General features: G+C 41.9%; 11 protein-coding genes. 7 read left to right on the forward strand and 4 right to left on the reverse strand.

What is annotated here, in order from left to right; genetic code table 11:
* Window positions 1–4 precede the first annotated feature (4 nt).
* Entirely contained in the window at window positions 5–4,063 is a 4,059-nt protein-coding gene (locus tag ENH88_RS09165) for a DEAD/DEAH box helicase (protein ID WP_304181856.1), read from the reverse strand.
* Between the two features lie 114 nt (window positions 4,064–4,177).
* On the reverse strand, window positions 4,178–4,738 hold the full coding sequence (locus ENH88_RS09170; RefSeq protein ID WP_304181857.1) for a short-chain dehydrogenase: 561 nt from the start codon (window positions 4,736–4,738) through the stop codon (window positions 4,178–4,180).
* 122 nt (window positions 4,739–4,860) lie between these two features.
* On the opposite strand from ENH88_RS09170, the gene arfB reads away from it, so the two are divergent.
* The gene (gene arfB / locus ENH88_RS09175) at window positions 4,861–5,274 is read left to right on the forward strand and encodes an alternative ribosome rescue aminoacyl-tRNA hydrolase ArfB (RefSeq protein ID WP_301562803.1); all 414 of its coding nucleotides are present in this window, start codon (window positions 4,861–4,863) and stop codon (window positions 5,272–5,274) included.
* 31 nt (window positions 5,275–5,305) lie between these two features.
* On the opposite strand, the gene hemH is transcribed toward arfB, so the two are convergent.
* Together hemH and ENH88_RS09185 are read right to left on the reverse strand one after the other, a co-directional pair.
* Window positions 5,306–6,325 (reverse strand): ferrochelatase, encoded by a 1,020-nt coding sequence (hemH, locus tag ENH88_RS09180; protein WP_304181861.1) that lies wholly within the window; start codon window positions 6,323–6,325, stop codon window positions 5,306–5,308.
* Window positions 6,326–6,421: 96 nt separating this feature from the next.
* Window positions 6,422–7,756 carry an HD domain-containing phosphohydrolase gene (locus ENH88_RS09185; RefSeq protein ID WP_304181863.1) on the reverse strand — a complete coding sequence of 445 codons (1,335 nt, stop codon included), beginning with the start codon at window positions 7,754–7,756 and terminating at the stop codon, window positions 6,422–6,424.
* Window positions 7,757–7,939: 183 nt separating this feature from the next.
* On the opposite strand from ENH88_RS09185, the gene ENH88_RS09190 reads away from it, so the two are divergent.
* The 6 genes from ENH88_RS09190 to ENH88_RS09215 all read left to right on the forward strand — a co-directional run bounded on the left by ENH88_RS09190 (window position 7,940) and on the right by ENH88_RS09215 (window position 18,044).
* Entirely contained in the window at window positions 7,940–8,896 is a 957-nt protein-coding gene (locus ENH88_RS09190; protein ID WP_304181865.1) for a sensor histidine kinase, read from the forward strand.
* Between the two features lie 68 nt (window positions 8,897–8,964).
* On the forward strand, window positions 8,965–9,615 hold the full coding sequence (locus ENH88_RS09195; protein ID WP_304181869.1) for a UPF0149 family protein: 651 nt from the start codon (window positions 8,965–8,967) through the stop codon (window positions 9,613–9,615).
* Between the two features lie 307 nt (window positions 9,616–9,922).
* A complete protein-coding gene (locus tag ENH88_RS09200; protein WP_304181871.1) occupies window positions 9,923–12,460 on the forward strand; it encodes a TonB-dependent receptor plug domain-containing protein in 2,538 nt (845 codons plus the stop codon).
* Between the two features lie 108 nt (window positions 12,461–12,568).
* On the forward strand, window positions 12,569–12,769 hold the full coding sequence (gene arfA, locus ENH88_RS09205; protein ID WP_304181873.1) for a ribosome alternative rescue factor ArfA: 201 nt from the start codon (window positions 12,569–12,571) through the stop codon (window positions 12,767–12,769).
* Between the two features lie 460 nt (window positions 12,770–13,229).
* Window positions 13,230–16,394, forward strand: coding sequence for a glycosyl hydrolase family 18 protein (locus tag ENH88_RS09210; protein WP_304181875.1), 3,165 nt, complete (start codon window positions 13,230–13,232; stop codon window positions 16,392–16,394).
* 54 nt (window positions 16,395–16,448) lie between these two features.
* A complete protein-coding gene (locus ENH88_RS09215) occupies window positions 16,449–18,044 on the forward strand; it encodes a lytic polysaccharide monooxygenase (protein WP_304181876.1) in 1,596 nt (531 codons plus the stop codon).
* Window positions 18,045–18,094 lie beyond the last annotated feature (50 nt).

Below are 18,094 nucleotides of genomic sequence, written 5' to 3' on the forward strand. Positions count from 1 at the left end.
CACATTACAGATCATTGTTATTTAACAAAGCCAGTAATTGATCTTTAGACATTTGCCCCGCATCACCACTTCCTGCTAATACTTTGTCTGCTAATGCTTGTTTATGCTCATGTAATTGTAGAATTTTTTCTTCAATGGTGTTTTGTGCAATTAGCCGGTACACAGTGACGGGGCGAGTTTGCCCGAGACGATGGGCTCTATCAGATGCTTGTTGTTCAACCGCTGGGTTCCACCATGGATCTAAATGCACTACATAGTCGGCTGCGGTTAAATTAAGCCCAGTCCCACCGGCTTTTAGACTGATCAAAAACAGCGGCGCATCGCCGGCTTGAAATTTATCAACCTGTTGTTTGCGTTTGTTGCTGCTCATACTGCCATCCAGATAACAGTAATCGATACCGCGTTTTTGCAAACGTTGCTCAAGCAGTTTTAATACATCAACAAACTGACTGAAGATCAGCGCTTGGTGGTTGTTCTCTAGTAATTCTTCAATAATGGCTTCGGCGGTGTCGAGTTTACTGGATGGTAACTTACTATTTTCCAGTAACAACTGCGGAGCAATACAGGCGCGGCGTAATTTAGTTAATGAAGCTAAGATAGTGATGTATTGACTGTCATCCTGTGACGCTTGCTCAAGCGCATTTAAGCGAGTTGCTTCGTAGAGTGCCTGCTCTTTATCACTTAGCGCAAAGGTTAAGTTTATTTCGGTTTTTTCTGGTAACTCAGTCAACACAGTTTGCTTAGTACGACGCAGGATAAACGGTGCAATTAAGGTTTTTAGGGTGTCGGCTTGCTGCTGATTTTTATCGGCATTGCCAAAGCGCTTTTTAAATACGGGCAGGGTGTGTAAAAAACCCGGCATTAAAAAGTTAAATAAACTCCACAGTTCACCTAAGTGATTTTCAATCGGCGTGCCCGACAGTGCTATTTTAAATTGACCATTGAGTGCAAACGCGGCTTTTGCCCGTAAACTCAAGGGGTTTTTAATTGCTTGTGCTTCGTCAAAGACAATATTAGCAAAACTAAATTGACATAGCTGCTCGCCGATCAGCGGCAATAAACCATAACTGACAATCACTAAATCGTGTTTGCCCGCATTGGCGAGTACTTCAGTGCATGTCGCAGCATTTTCAATAATTTTTACGTTCAAACTAGCTGCAAATCGCTCGGTTTCGACTCGCCAGTTATGACACACTGATTTTGGCGCAACCACTAAACTGGCACCTAAACTACTGCGCATTTGTAACACGGTTAAGGTTTGCAGTGTTTTGCCAAGTCCCATGTCATCGGCTAAGCAGGCATTGAGTCCCCAGTTAGCTAATTGCATTAACCAGTTCACGCCTACTATTTGGTAATCACGCAGAATATGGGTTAAATGTGCAGGTAAAGTTGGCTCGATTGTTTGGTTAAACTTAGCTAAACGGGTTTGCCAGCTTTCACCAAATGTGACATCACCTAAGTCGGCAATCGTTTTGTGTAATGGCAGTGCGCGCGCATTGGCAATCCTTAGCTCATCAGTAGGGTTGTGTTTATCAAGGTTTTGCATACCTTCTAAACGATTTAACAAGTTAGTTAAACGCTGATCCAATAACAGCGAATTACCCTCTGAAAACTCTAAAATGCTACCGCGTCGAGGTGCTTTGAGTAGCGTTTGTAATTCGTATATTTGGCCGCTGGGCAGTGAGATATTGCCACTGACACTTAACCAGTCATTATCGTCATTGAGGTTCAGTGACAGGTGCTTGCTCTTCGCCACTTGCATGCCTTGGCTGCTTTCATCCCAGCTTAGTACCAAGGACTGTTGTTGCTGTGCTGTTTCAAGTAGTTCTATTGCTTGGCTGATATCTTCTGGTAAGTAAAATTGTTGCTGTGACTTGTTGTATTGCCCAGTTTGTCGATCAGCAAAAACCCCTGCCATATTTTTAAGTAGTTTTCGCAGCGCTTTTTGTTCTGCTTTTAAATCGCGCTTGATAATAATGCTGTCGGTTTGTTCATCCGTACTGTGTGCCAGTGTTAACGCACCAATACCTGGCTCAAGCCAAGGACCCTCTACGCCAATTGGCATGCTGTAGAAATTAACATTAATGCCTAATTGAGTCAGCGCAATCACTGCGGCAATGTCGCAGAGCCCTTGGCGTACGTTATTAATATGGGCAAACTCGGTACGTTGGCTACTTATATGGTGCTCGTTGGCCAGTACTTGTAATGCGGCGTTGAGTTGTGGCAATCTTTCTTCAGTTAAGTTGTTCGGTTGTTGTTCAAGTAATTGCAGTAATTTTAGTTGTTTATCATCAATTCTAAAAACTTGATAACAGTGCGCATGGCTGTGTTGAAGTACAAAATCACAATCAACATCGCTAATACTCGGTTGTATCACTAGGCGGTAGCAATCATTTATGTCTTGTGCAATTTCAATAACAAACTCACCTTTAATTAGAGTCAGCGGTTGTCCGTTGTGATCTTCCAGCCCTTTAAATCCGATCAGCGCTTGTAATACTGCGCCAGTTGCGTGTATCTCATTATAGCCAAACCCTGCATGGCTATTGAGCACTTGAATTAAGTTGCGGTCAATGCTGGTTAATGCGTCTTCATATTGGCTATAGGCAAGTTCATGTGCGTTTATTTTACGGCCTTTGGTCCAGTCGCCTTTGGCATTGAGTTGTTGCACTTTAGCTTGAATAATTGGTAAATCTAGATGAGTGACATCCAGTTGCCAAATCACTCGTTGCTGCGCGGTTGGGGTGTCTATTTGGCTAATTTCATTAAGCCAACGTTGCCAGTGTGGCACTCGGGTAAAGTGCTGTAGTAAACCAGTGCTGGGTAATGGTATGTCATCGCTAAGCCAATTAACGAGGTGCGAACATTGCTCTGCTAACCAATGTTGCTGTTGGCTAGCGGCTGTTTTAAGTTGAGTTAATAACTCAGTATCACCTCTTAGGTGATTTATTTGCTCATCAGTGGCGTTTTTAATGATTGCCAGCAATAAGCAAAATAGCGGCGCCAATGCATTTGGGTTATTTATATAACGATATAAATCGTTATTTAGACGATGCTTCTCACAGCTTGCTAAGTCATCTTCGAGTAGGTGAACAATCGCTTGGTTGGCATGGCTGAACTCGCCGAAATTTTTCTTATACCATTTTTGACAGGTACTAAGCTGCTTTACATCGGCAGGTCTACCGCTGATAAATAAACATACTGTATAGAGTAATCCGCTCAGTTCGCCTGGATAAACCCCTTTGCCAAATTGTTTTCTAAACGCTGTTAATGCGCTTTTATACTGTATTAATGCAATATCAATAAACCCACCATTGATGGCATTGCGATTTGCCTCGATAAAGGTGGCTAAAACAGCATCGCGTTTGTCATCAAGCAACTGTGCGTAGTTGTTATTTTGCAGTAAAACGGCTAAGTTTTCATTGAGGTAAATGCGTGTATGTCTTGTAAGTGCTGGCTTTGCTTGGTTGATTAGTGTCGGCCAGGCTGGAGTGGCAGTAAGATTAAAAAACTGCCCGCGAATAAAGTTTTCTAAACACAGTTGTTGCCACTGCTGGGGTAAACAGTGCCACACTTGGCTGCTATACTGCGACTGTGCGAGTGAGTTAATATAATTAAAATCAATCGCTTGTGATAAGTCCTTGAGTAATTGCGGCTTACCATTTTGGGTACGGCTAATGTGATCAAATAAGCATTGTAAAAAAGCAACATTGTTATCGTAATAAAAACAACTTTTTACTGCCTCTGTCACAAAGGCATTCAGCAAGTTAGGGTGTTTAGTGACATTAACGATTATAAAAGCGATGGCATTGATTGAAATACGAAAGCGATCCCCAAACGGGTATTGCCAAATGAAATCTTGTGCTTCAAGTTGTTTGGTGAACTTGGCGACTTCTGTTTTAGAAAATGAATAGCCTGTTTTAATGTTGTTATAAAGGCGTTTAGTCACTTGCTGGGTCGAATTATCATAGCCGCTCGAGGCACCGCTAATTACAATTGCAAGTAATACACACAGTTGTTTTTGTTGTTCGTCAGTTGTGGCACTTGGGGCTAGGTTAATTGGCATAAAATCAGTAAGTCAGTCGCTAATAATTGCTGCCAGTATAAATTTCAGTGGTGTTGGTTACAACCAATAAAAAAAGCGACCAAACGGTCGCGTTATAAATATTTTTTGCCGTACTTATTGCACCATTGCAAATAGTTTTTGCAGTTGCGGCATGTATTCTTTCACGAGGTTTACATTGTTTTCACTAACAACCGGCGCAGCTGCACTGGCGGCATTCGCTGAGTTAGCTACTGAGCCTAGCATTGAGTTAGCACTGTTATTTTGCGAGCCGCTCATACTTTGTAAGCCACCCATTAGCTGATTTACTGTTTCTTTATTCTCTGGTGATAAATTACCTTTGATATTTTCAAGGTAAGCCATTGATACTTCAGAGCCTACAGCAATAAGTTGCTCAGGAGTAAAACCATATTTAGTCGTTAATGCGGTAAACTCTTTGTATAAATCGTTATCTTTGATCATACCTAGAGCACCTAATGCCGTTGCGTTGGTGCCACCTTCAGAGCCACCTAACATATTGCCTAAGTCCATGCTTTTTAATGAATCTTGGTTTTTTGACCAGTCAACTACGGCAGGGAGTGCTTTCATGTAACCTTGCAGCTCACTTTCAGTGATGTCTACAGCTAGGCTTGAAAAGCTCATGGCTAATAAGCTGATTGATAATAATAGTTTTTTCATAGTTAGATCCTTTGTTTATTTCTATTGTTGCTTTAAAGACGAAATATAGCTTAATAGTAGTCGATTTTGGTCTCTATGCAGCAAATGCTATAATGCATTTTTGCCAAATGTAACTGAACCTAATGTTAACTATTTCAAACGCTGTAACAATTGATGAGTGGGAAGTTGAACTAACTGCTATTCGTGCACAAGGGGCTGGTGGGCAAAACGTTAATAAAGTAGCCAGTGCAATACACCTGCGCTTTGATATTAATCGCTCAAAACTCCCAGAATTTTATAAAGAACGTTTACTCGCACTTAATGATAGTCGTATTACTAAAGACGGGGTGATTGTGCTTAAAGCGCAAAGTCATCGTACTCAAGAATTAAATAGAGAAGATGCGCTGGCGCGTTTAAAAGAGCTGATTGTGTCTGCCACTAAAGTGCAAAGAGCACGCCGCGCGACTAAGCCCAGTCGTAGTTCGCAGCGTAAACGCATGGATAAAAAAACCAAGCACGGTAACACCAAAGCATTGCGCGGTAATATTAAATTTTGAGTAGGCACTAAAATGCGCCTACTCAGGGGTTTTAAAGCATTGGTTTAAGCACATCGATTAGTGCGTTAATATGATCGTCGCGGTCATTAAGCGCTGCAATATAACGGTATTTTTCGCCGCCGGCATGTTCAAAAATTTCACGGTTTTCACTTTCTAATTCTTCAAGTGTTTCAAGGCAATCGGCGCTAAATGCAGGGCTGATAATAGCCACATCTTTAATACCTTCACCAGGTAAGCTCTCAAGGGTTGCATCTGTGTAGGGTTTTAACCACTCGGCTTTACCAAAGCGGCTTTGAAAGGTACTGACAACTAAGTCTTTATCAAGGCCAAGTTTTTCGACCACTAAACGGGTGGTTTGCAGGCATAAGCAATAATATGGGTCGCCACGTTCTAAAAACAGTTTCGGCATACCATGATATGAAAACACTAATTTTTGTGGCATCCCATTAGTTTGTAAGTCTTCACTAATGCTATTGGCTAAAGATTCTATGTATGTGGTGTTTTTATGGTAGCCATTTATAAAATGTAGCTCTGGCACCCAGCGCCATTTTCGCAGTACTTTTGCTACTGCATCAAAGGTCGAGCCTGTGGTGGGGCTTGAGTACTGCGGATACAAAGGTAGCACCACAATGCGAGTAAAACCTTTGTCGCGTAATTCTTCTAAACCTGCTGCAATGGATGGATTGCCATAACGCATCGCCATCACGACGTCAGTATTCTCAAAGCCTTGGTTTTTTAGCTGAGCGGCGAGTTTGTCCCGTTGTAAACGAGTTATATGGGTTAATGGCGAGCCATTTTCGGTCCAAATACTTTGGTATAATTTTGCTGAGCGCTTAGGGCGTACTCGCAAAATAATGCCATGCAAAATGATCATCCAGACTAAACGCGGGATCTCAACGATGCGCGGATCAGATAAAAATTCTCTTAAGTAAATGCGCAATGCTTTCGCTGTGGGTGCATCTGGACTCCCTAAGTTGGTCAGTAAAACGCCTGTTTTTTGATGAAAACGCTGATCATGAGGGTTATCGGTAACGGCTGAAAATCGCGACACACACTGCTCCTAAAGAAAAATAGCCAGTTATGGAAAATATTCCATGTATATTATTAGGCTATTGTAACGAATCAAAGGCTAAATAGGATCACTGATTTATGATGATTTGATCATGATCCGAAAAGGTGATGGTTTTTTAGCCTCAAGCTGTTGCAGTTTCTCTATCGATTTGGCACTAAAAAGGTGGCCCTTTGGCAGCAGCATAATGCCGTTATGGCTATGCAAAGCATGGCCTAACACCATATTCACAGTGAGCTGTCGTGCAGTAATGATTTGCATGGAGCCGATTTTTGATTGTTGCTTTATACACTTGATCCTACATTCAGTTAAGGCGTGCACTAATTTGGGGTGGTAATAAGTGCCACTGAATCGCGTAACTGTTTCTAAAGCATGTTGGTGTTTTTTAGCATCAGTTTGTTGGCATTGCTCATAGGCATCCCAATAATCACGCGCTAAGGCAAGGATCATTGCGCTCAGTGGAATATCATTACCTTTGAGCCCTTTAGGCAAACCATTACCACTATAATGCTCGTATTGATGATAAATGGCATCAGACACATCGTGTAAATGGGTCGCTGGCATCAGCATTAATTGGGCTGTACTTGGGTGAGTATAATAGCGTTTGCGTTGTTGCTCGGTCAGTTCATGTAAAGGGTGTTCATATAACTGAGGATCCATTGCCAGCAAGCCAATTTGCGCTAAATAGCCTGCCATGGCGGCCATTTCGATATTTTTTTCGGGGAGTTGCAGTTGTTTTGCTATCTGCGTGCAGGTATTGGCGATATTTTCTGCTTTTATGCCATCTAAATAGGGGTTGGCGTTAATAAAGTTATAAAGTAATTCAACCGTTGAGCGGTGCTCATGCTTTTCACTGGCATTAGCGATTTCAAGCTGTTTAAGTACTTGTTTGATCTGCTTAGTACGTTTTTCGACGCGCTGCTCTAGTGAGTTATTGAGTTCTTTTAAAGCGATATTTTGTGCATTGATCTGTTGTTGTAAAGCTTGGTTTTGTTTTTTTAATTGGTATTTTTCCATGCTATCGACAATGCAGCTGAGTAATAAATCATTTTGCCATGGTTTTTGGATATAACCATGAATTTGCCCGTCATTTATGGCGGTCAGTGTGGTGTCTATATCCGTAAAACCGGTTAATAAAATACGTTGCGAGTCAGGGGCAAGTTCTCTTGCTTGCTGAAAAAACTGTGCACCATTGATTTTTGGCATCCGCATATCGCAAATGATCACTTCAAACTGATGTTGTTTTACAAGCTCTAATGCCGCAACGGGACAACAGCAAGTCAGCACGTTGAGTTGATGGCTTTTTAATAAATGCGATAACGAACGCAGCACAATTTCATCATCATCGACGCATAATATTTGTTGTGTTTGCTGTGTTTGCTGTGTTTTCGGCGGTTTTGCTGCTAGTCCCACAATGGCCTCATAAAGTTAAGCGTTATTATTAACCATAGTCTGTTGCTGCGAGTTTTTCGAATTAAAGCGTGTAAGCGTTAAGTGTGCTAACTTTAAAGTATTAAGTACAGCTAAGTAACTGTACTCAAACCGTACGAATACGCTACTTGCGAATTATTAGCACTAGGGATGGAATAGCTCATTATGACATTAACAGATGACAATTATCGGGAGGCGTTTTTACGCGAAAAAGTTGCGCGGCAGCAGGCGGAACAACTACTTGAAGATAAAAGTAGGGTGTTGTTTGCGTTAAATCAAGAGCTGCAAAAAAAGGTCGTGGCATTAGAGCATCAACATGGGCTGTTTATTCAGGCTGAAAAAATGGCGACTTTAGGCACGTTATGCGCAGGAGTTGCTCATGAGATCAATAATCCGTTAGCTTATGCGATGAGTAATATTGAAAGTTTACATAGCAGTAATAACACTGTTTACCGTTTACTTGAAATGAATCAACAGGTTCTTGATAGAACAATTAGCGATAGCGAATTAATTGCGCAACTTAACCAGCTTACTGAGCAACAGTCATTGCTCAGTCTGCGTGATGATATTCATGAATTATTAGCCGATAGCAGCCAAGGGCTTAGGCGGATAAACCATACAGTGCGTAATTTACTGGATTTTGCTCGACCAAAAGACAATGAAAAACAGCTTGTTGATATGACTGATGCAGTAAAAAATGCAGTTAAATTATTGTTAAATCAATTGGGTCACTGCGAGGTTAAGTGCAATTATCAACCAGTGCCAATGACATGGTGTAACTTAGCTGCGATTAATCAAGTGATGGTGAATTTATTAATTAATGCTAAACACGCATGTGATGAGCTTAGTGATACTCAAGCAATAATTACTGTCACGGTGGCTTTTGCCGATCAGCAGATATGCATTACCGTCAGTGACAATGGCTGCGGCATGAGTGAACATGTAAAAGCACATATTTTTGATCCATTTTTTACCACTAAGCCCGTTGGCACTGGCACTGGAATGGGGATGACGTTAGTGTACGCCATGGTCCATGATCACCAAGGTGAGATTGAAATTGACAGCCAACAAGGGCAAGGTACACAGATACATTGTTTTTTCCCAATTCTAAGACATGAATAATTTGCTTTAAAAAAAACCAATAGTTGGTTAGTGTATAGACTGATTGTATAACGACCTGAGGGTGAATAATGCTTAATGAAAAAAGTACATTGGTTTTGAGTGATTATTTAAGTCAGCACCCTGAATTAAAAGTGGTGAGCACTGACAGTGTAATTGGCTTTATTAGTGGTTTATTAGCGTGCTCGGAGTTTTATGGCGAGTCAGAAATTGCCAATTACATTGCTGATAAAAATGATCCTATTTATACCCGTTTAATGACCGGCTCTGCTGAACACGAGGCAATGATCACGTTATTGGATAATGTGACCGAAGCGCAGGTAGCACAGCAACATTTATTGAGCACTATTTATCCTCATGGGGATGATGCTAAAGCCCCAAGTGAGCAACTGCAACAGTGGTGTGTGGGTTACTTAGCTGCGTATATGGTTAACCAAGAAGTGTGGCAAAGTGACTTTGCTTTTTTATTAAGTGCGGATAAACAACAAGTTGCAAATCAAGCTGATGGGCAGCTGTTTATTGATAACTTTGAAGCAACCTTAAACTTATTGGCGACCTTTGCAATGTGGCCTGATACGATTAAAGAACACCCAGAACCAGAGCAGCTCAGTGATGGTTTTGCATTACTTTACAAAGGATTGGATGAAAGCTTAACCAGCATTGCATCAATGGCATTAATGCTTGAAGATGAAAAGTTAGCGCTTTGGGAAGAAGAAGGCTAATCCCTCACGCTATTTAGCGCACAACAATATTTTAACAATGAGCATGATTTGAATAATCATGCTTTTTTTTGTTTGAAATTCAATCAAAATCATAAAATAGGAGAAAATTTAGCTAATTTTTGCATATTTCGACCATTGTCGCAGTTAAATATGTTTCTTTTTGTATGTGTATGTTGCTAGGATGTTTGCCAAGCCGTTATTTTTGTAAATGACGCTTGATTACACTAATTATAACTTTTATGAATTCACTTGTTTATCACTGCAATTGAGTAAACAGGTGAAGAGTCAACAGGGTCGAACAACACACATGACAACATTTCGTTTAAATACACTGGCTATCGCCGTAGGACTTGCATTTAGCAGCTCAGCTGTCATGGCTGAAGACGCACAAGTCGAAGCAGAAAAAAACATAGAACAAATTTCCGTTTTAGGTTCGCGGGTCTCTAACCGCACAGCAACTGAATCTTCGTCACCAATTGATTTAATTGACGCTGATGATTTAAATAAAGGCGGCTTTACTGAGCTGGGGCAAAGCTTACAAGCTACCGCGCCATCGTTTAACTTTTCGCGTACGCAAGTCTCAGACGGCTCTGATTTATTCCGTCCTGCAACGTTACGTGGCTTACAGCCAGATCAAACACTGGTATTAGTAAACGGCAAACGCCGTCATAATCAGTCTATTTTTGGCCTAGTGGGTACTGTGGGTGCAGGTGCTGCGGGTACCGATATGAATGCAATTCCACTGACTGCACTTAAAGGGGTTGAAGTATTACGTGATGGTGCAGCAGCGCAGTACGGCTCTGATGCTATTGCTGGGGTCATTAACTTGTCACTGAATGATTCAACAGGTATAACAACTGGTTATGTACAATATAGTGAAACAGCTGAAGGTGATGGTGAGACCCTTTCAGCGGGTTTAAATCGCGGTTTTGATTTGGGCACTGCAGGTGGCTTTATTAACTTATCACTTGAGTATCGTGATGCCGATGGTACTAACCGCGCAGAGCGCGATATTGGCGGCTCGGTTGATGTACCGTATGGAACTTTGTCTGACGAGGTACGTTGGGGCCAAGGCAATTCGGAAAGTGAATTTACCTCGTTATTTTATAATATGGCATTGCCAATGGGCGACGGTGAACTTTACTCGTTTGGTGGTTACTCTGAGCGTACAGCACTGGGTAACGGCTTTTACCGTAACTTTAATGAAGCATCTAAAAATGTTACTCAAGTATACAGTGATGGTTTTTTACCGCGCATTTATAACGAAGCGCAGGATATTTCTGTTGCACTAGGTTTTAAAGGTGATATTAATCCAGATTGGAACTACGATGTATCGGCAGTTTATGGTGAAAACCAATATGACTTTACATCACGCAATACATTAAACGCTTCTTATGCGGCGGAGTATTTATTTAATAACCCAACGGCGAGTGATGCTGATATAGCAGCAAATGCAGGCCCAAGTGGTGGTTACTCAGGTGGTTTTAGGTTTGATCAAACCACAATAAATGCTGACATTAATGGCATTATTGATATCGGTCGCGATGAGCCTATTTATCTGTCATTTGGTGGTGAATACCGTAAAGAGAATTATGAAATAGTACCTGGTGATGAAGCTTCGTACGCCTGTGGTTTAGCTAATAATAATATCTTGTACCCTTCAGTAAACAATCCTAATATTGTTGCTGAGTGCGGTTTTCAAGCCTATAACGGTTTAAGGCCAGAAGCATCAAACAAACAAGGTCGTGACAGTTATGCATTTTATGTGGATGCAGAAACCATGATCACTGATGCCTGGAATATCAGTGGTGCACTTCGCTATGAAGACTTCGCTGATGCGGGTGATGATATTATTGGTAAGTTAGCGTCTCGCTACGAATTGAATGATGATTTTGCTGTTCGTGGTGCGGTATCGACTGGTTTTAGAGCGCCATCACTTCAGCAAAGCGCATATACTGCGTTTACCACAAACTTGAATAGTGCTGGTGAACTTGAGCAATCATTTATTGCTAAAGCAGGATCAGATCTTCCAGTCGCTTTAGGCGTTGAAAGCTTAGAATTAGAAAGCTCTAAAAATGTTAGTTTTGGTTTTGTTTATGATGTAAGCAGCGAGTTGTCATTAACCGTCGATTTTTACCATACTGCGATAAAAGATCGTATTACTTTGGGTAACTTTATGAAGGCTGAAGATCTTGCGTTTAGCCCTGTGGCTGTTGCTGCACTTAAGGCTACGGGAGCAGATCAAGCGGCTTATTTTTCAAATTCAGTCGATTCAACAACTAAGGGTGTTGATGCCATTCTTTCTTATCGTACCGATCTATACGATGGTGACTTTTCTGCAACATTTGCGGGTAATATCAATAGAACATACATTGATGGTGTAAACGCAGCGGAAGGTATTCCTAAAGATATCGCATTAGATGATACCCAACGTAGCTTTTTAACAAATGGTCAGCCTAGTGAACGAGCAACACTTACCTTTGACTACGAACGTGATGCATACACTTCAACAATGCGTTTTAATTACTTTGGCGAAACCGATGTAAAATATTTTGGTAACGATCATATACCATTACCGGGTGAGCTTTCGCCAACAGGTTCGTTTAAACCAACAAGTACAGTTGAATCTGCAGTGTTAGTGGATTTAAACGTTAGTTACCAAATTAACGATATGTTTGTGCTTTCGGTTGGTGCGGATAACGTATTTGATGAAACGCCAGATGAACTAGGCGATGACGAAGTACTAAACTTTATCACCAATGGCGCATTTAAATACCCTGTACGTGCATTGCCTTATGGCTTTGATGGCAGAAGTTACTACGCAAAAGTAAGTTTTAGTTTCTAAATTTAGAGTTGTTTATTAAGCCTGCAATTATGCGGGCTTTTTTATTAAAACTGCTTGTATTTTTTTATATCAAGCATACAATCGCGATACTTTTAAAGAGGAAAAAAAATGAGCAAACGTCGTTCTAAAGTGACTAAATCTACTGCATCAGTAGATACTGGCCGAGGTGTTATTCGTGATAATGCATTAGCAGCATTAGTTACATCGAAAATTTTTAAACCACAAATTGTAGCCGCTAAAAAAGGCAAAGGTGCTTATAAGCGCAACAACAAACATGCAGGACAAGAGTCCTATTTAATCGCCGCTTAATGACGTTGTGATCAAATAGGGCTTTTATTCTAAACGCTATTTTTTTACAAAAAATAGCAAGCTCGGACATTTTTTAAAAACCTCGCTTAGATAATTTTTTTCTAAGCGAGGTTTTTTGGTTATATAGTCTGCCATTTTATTGTTTCTGCCTATTCCCACTCTTGTTTACGTTTGCGTAAAGGTTGCTAGAGCCCGCTAAGATACTCGCAAATAAACTGTAACCATAAATTAACCTTGCGTTCATATTTTGTATGCGAAATTACCCATTCTCTGAACTTGATGTTTTTATTTAGTGTTAAATGGCGATAAAAAAACTTTTTTATGGTCTTTTTTCATTACTTTTATGGCTGTTTTCTATACATCATATAGCCAAATTAAGTTGACGTATGAGTAAACTGTGGTAGTTTTCAAATTCAATTGTAAAATTAATGTTATATTTAAAATCTGGGCGGAGGAGCTGATGAGCTCACAAATGATAATAAAAAATGCATTTAAGCTAAGTGTAGTATCGCTTAGTTTTGTCGGCTTAAGTGCGCATGCAGCAGTCGATTGCAGTACGTTAACGCAGTGGCAAGCGGGACAAACTCATACGGGTGGCAGCCAAGTACATGCACAAGAGAGTGCCTATGAAGCTAAGTGGTGGACACAGTCAAATCCAGTGGAAAATGCTGGTGAATATCAAGAGTGGCAACTTTTGGGTGTTTGTGACAGCGCTGTCACAGAGAGTCAAGCGCCAGTTATCACCTTATTAACACCGGCGAATAACTCTTTATTTAACGATGAAGACAGCGTTGTCATTGAGGTGCGAGCAACGGATGCCGATGGTTCAGTGGCATCAGTTGAGTTTTTTGTTGATGGTAGTTCTGTGGCTGTTGATAACACGGCTCCATTTACGACTAACTGGCAAGCTGTGGCGGGTTCGCATCAGCTCAGTGCTGTGGCAACGGATGATAAAGGTGCTACATCAATACAAGTGAGCAACACGATTAGCGTGACAGAGGTGGTTGATCCTGTTAATCAAGCACCGGTTGCTGCTATTTCATTTAGTACTTTACCTGAGCAACTGATTGTTGGTTCTCAAGTGGTGTTTGCGCTATCAGGTACTGACAGCGATGGTCAAGTAACGGGATTAAGCTTTGCTGCTAATGGCATTGACGTACATCAAGCCAGTACGGCATCAAGTAGTTATGCATGGCAAGCAACGGCACTTGGCCAAGCCACGTTTACGTTAACGGTAACCGATAACGAAGGCGCAACAGCTCAAGTAACTAAGGTGCTTACTGTTGTTGAAGAAAACACAGGGCCAGTACCTGGTACTGATTGTCGCCCACAAGGTTTATATCAAACACCAGGTGTTAATACGCCGTATTGTACTGTGTATGATGCCGATGGTCGTGAGATCATGGGCACTGATCATCCGCGTCGTGTAATTGGCTACTTTACCAGTTGGCGCAATGGCGCAAATAGTCAACCTAGCTATTTAGTGAACGATATTCCATGGGATAAAATTACCCATATCAACTATGCGTTTGCCCATGTTGATGCCAATAATAAAGTGTCAATTGGTGATCCTAACGCAGCCGACAACCCAGCTACCAATATGGAATGGCCAGGTATTGTAGGTGCGGAAATGGATCCTAGCTTTGCTTATAAAGGCCACTTCAATCTATTAAATAAATTTAAAAAACAACACCCTCATGTAAAAACATTAGTTTCTGTTGGCGGTTGGGCTGAAACCGGTGGTTACTTTGATGAAACGGGCCGTGTTGAAAGTGGTGGTTTTTATACCATGACAACCAATGCTGATGGTTCAGTGAATCAAGCGGGTATTGAGGCATTTGCAAAAAGCTCCGTTGAATTCATTGAAAAATATGGCTTTGACGGAGTTGATATCGATTATGAATACCCATCATCAATGAAAGATTCAGGCCACCCTGATGATTTCCCTATTTCAAATGCCCGCCGCGCTGGTTTAAATGCCTCTTACCAAGTGCTGATGAAAAAACTCCGTGAAGAACTAGACCGCGCTGGTGAAATAGCGGGTAAACATTACTTGCTCACCATTGCATCGCCATCTTCAGGTTATTTACTACGCGGTATGGAAACATTCCAAACAGTTAAGTACCTAGATTACGTAAACATTATGTCTTACGACTTGCACGGTGCATGGAACTCACATGTTGGCCACAATGCAGCCTTGTTTGACACCGGTGTTGACTCTGAGCTGGCACAATGGGGCGTATACACCACGGCTGAGTTTGAAGGCATTGGTTATTTAAATACCGATTGGGCGGTACGTTATTTCCGTGGTGCTGTATCTGCAGGGCGTATTAACATCGGCCTTCCTTATTATACTCGTGGCTTTAAAGACGTAAGCGGTGGCACGAATGGTTTATGGGGCCAAGCGGCACTGCCAAACCAAGCTGATTGCGCAACAGGCACTGGCGTTGGTGAAAAGAACAAGTGTGGTAATGGTGCATTAGGAATAGATAATCTTTGGCATGATAAAAACGATGCAGGGCAAGAAATGCCAGCAGGGTCTAACCCATTATGGCATGTTAAAAATCTTGAAAATGGTATTTTTGGTTCGTACTTAGGTGTTTATGGTTTAACACCAGATACCGATCCTGATGATCAACTAACAGGTACTTATACGCGTCATTACGATGATGTTGCGGTTGCACCGTGGTTATGGAACGCCGAGAAAAAAGTATTCCTCTCTATTGAAGATGAACAGTCAATGGCGGCTAAGCTTGATTATGTCATCAACAATGGCCTTGGCGGGATTATGTTCTGGGAACTTGCTGGTGACTATGATTTTGACGCGGCAAAGGGCGAGTACTTTATGGGCTCGACTTTAACGACACTAGCTTATGACAAGTTTAACCAAAGCGGTGTGGCATATGACACTCATCCAGGTAACCCACACTTTGTGGTACCAACCGAAGCGGTAGATGTAACGTTTGCAGCAAAAGACTTCCCCATTGGTGATGATAACTACCCAATTAGCCCAACCTTTGCGTTTACTAATAACTCAAATATTGATCTAAGCGGTGCGAAAATCTCGTTTGATGTGCCGGTATCAACTTCGGCTATTTTTAAATCTAATTGGAACGCACAAGAAAAACTCGGTATGGCCGTTGAAGTAAATGGCTCTAATGCAGCGGGTAATAACATTGGCGGTTACGAGCACGAGTTCCACCGGTTTTCAATCACACTTAACAATGAGTGGGGCGGTCAGCCAAAAGATTTCAGCGCTGGTAAAACAGTCAATGCGCAAGTGATGTATTACATGCCAATTACCGGTCCGAGTAACTTTACCATTGAAAAAGATGGCAAAGTTTACGCATTCAAATTTGAGTATCCACACCTACCAGACGGTACTTCAACAGGTGGTGGTAATACAGATCCTGATGGCGACGACACGTCAGGCACTTGTGAAGGCGTAGCCGTTACTGCAATTGCTGTTTATCCAAACTTCCCACAAACAGATTGGGCTGGCAATCCCAGCCATGCTACAGGTGGTGACTTAATGGTTCATAACAACGCGGTTTATAAAGCGAAGTGGTGGACAAGTTCAGAGCCGGGTGCAACGGCTGATTGGACCAAGAGTTGTAGCCTGTAAATCATAGGGGCAAGTTCATTTGCCCCAGAACTTTCGCTTTTTAAGGACAACACAATGACATTAATTAAATTAAAAACCCTGTCGCTGTCAGCAGTAGCAAGTAGCGTGTTACTAACGCTAATACCTACGGATGTAAACGCACACGGTTATATGGACAGCCCCAAAGCACGTCAAGCATTTTGCCAAGCCGATGGCGGATATTGGTGGCCTGAAGATGGCACTAATATTCCAAACCTTGCATGTCGTGCTGCATTTTTAGAATCAGGCACAGTCCAGTTTGTACAAGATATTGAATTTTCTGTTAATACACCAGATTATTTAAATCAAGCTGCGGTAGAGGCATCGGTTCCCAATGGACTGCTGTGCGCCGGTGGTGATAATGCTAAACGCGGCATGGATTTACCTTCGCCACATTGGCAACGCAGCGAGGTTGTGCCTAATGCCAATGGTGATATTCAAATTCGTTATCTTGCAGCGACGCCGCATAATCCAAGCTTTTGGCAGTTTTATTTAACCAAGCCAAGTTTTAATGCTGCAACCGATGTATTGACATGGGCTGATCTAGAATTAGTGCAAGATCATGACAATGTTGCAGTAATTAAAGACACCGATGGCAAGCGCTATTACGAAATGAGCGTTGCTATCCCACAAGGGCGCAGCGGCGAGGCTATTTTGTATAGCCGTTGGCAACGTAACGATGTAGTGGGTGAAGGCTTCTATAACTGTAGCGATATTACCATTGTGAGCGACGCAGGGCCGACGGATCCAAGTGTTTGGACAAGCGTGGGTTATTTTGTTCGCCAAGGGCAAGATGCGATTGCAGGGGAGAGCGTTTGGGCACGTTTATTTGATGAAAATGGCCAAGAAGTGATTAATCAGCAGTTAAAAATCACCGCAGAAAACCAAGCAAACTGGCAACAAACACTCGCTGCGCAGCTGAACTTAGATTACGCCCACTTAGTGCAAATTGGCGTGCAAAATCAAGCCGGTGAGGTGGTATTTAATGGCAATGATGTACTCACCAATCAAGTCTATAGCAGTAATGCAACCTACACCTACACATTAAGCGTGCAAACTGCACCGACTAATACGGCGCCAATTGTTCACACTCCGGATGATTTAGTTATCGATGAAAATACCACCGTAGCCGTGCACCTTCATGCTTTTGACGATGAGCAAACTGCATTGACTTACAACTGGTCAGTACCTGCGCCACTGAGTTTTACTGGAGGGGACGCAAATATCGTCATTACTGCTCCTGAAGTATCGGCAAACGCAGATTACAGCGTTTCTGTGTCGGTATCGGATGGTCAACTCAGTACTGAAACCAGTTTTACTATCACTGTAAATGACAGCGTTATCACTGATCCTGTTATTGCACCGTGGAGCAGTAGTGCGGTTTATCAAGCTGGTGATCAAGCCAGTTTTCAAGGTGTTGTTTACACCGCTCAATGGTGGAATCAAGGGCAGCAACCTGACAACTCCAATGCGTGGCAAGAGACATCGACTTCCGACGTAGACAGTAACTGGAATGCAGGCAAAGCCTATCAAGCTGGTGCCGAAGTAACGTATCAAGGACAGCGCTATAGCGCTAACTGGTGGACTCAAGGGGATACTCCTGGACAAGCCAATGTATGGACTCAACTTTAAATAAAAGCCTAAGTTTTGTAGTTCAAACTTATTAAATAATTACATTAATA

The organism is Pseudoalteromonas prydzensis, assembly GCF_011050055.1.
Classification (GTDB): Bacteria; Pseudomonadota; Gammaproteobacteria; order Enterobacterales; family Alteromonadaceae; genus Pseudoalteromonas; species Pseudoalteromonas prydzensis_A.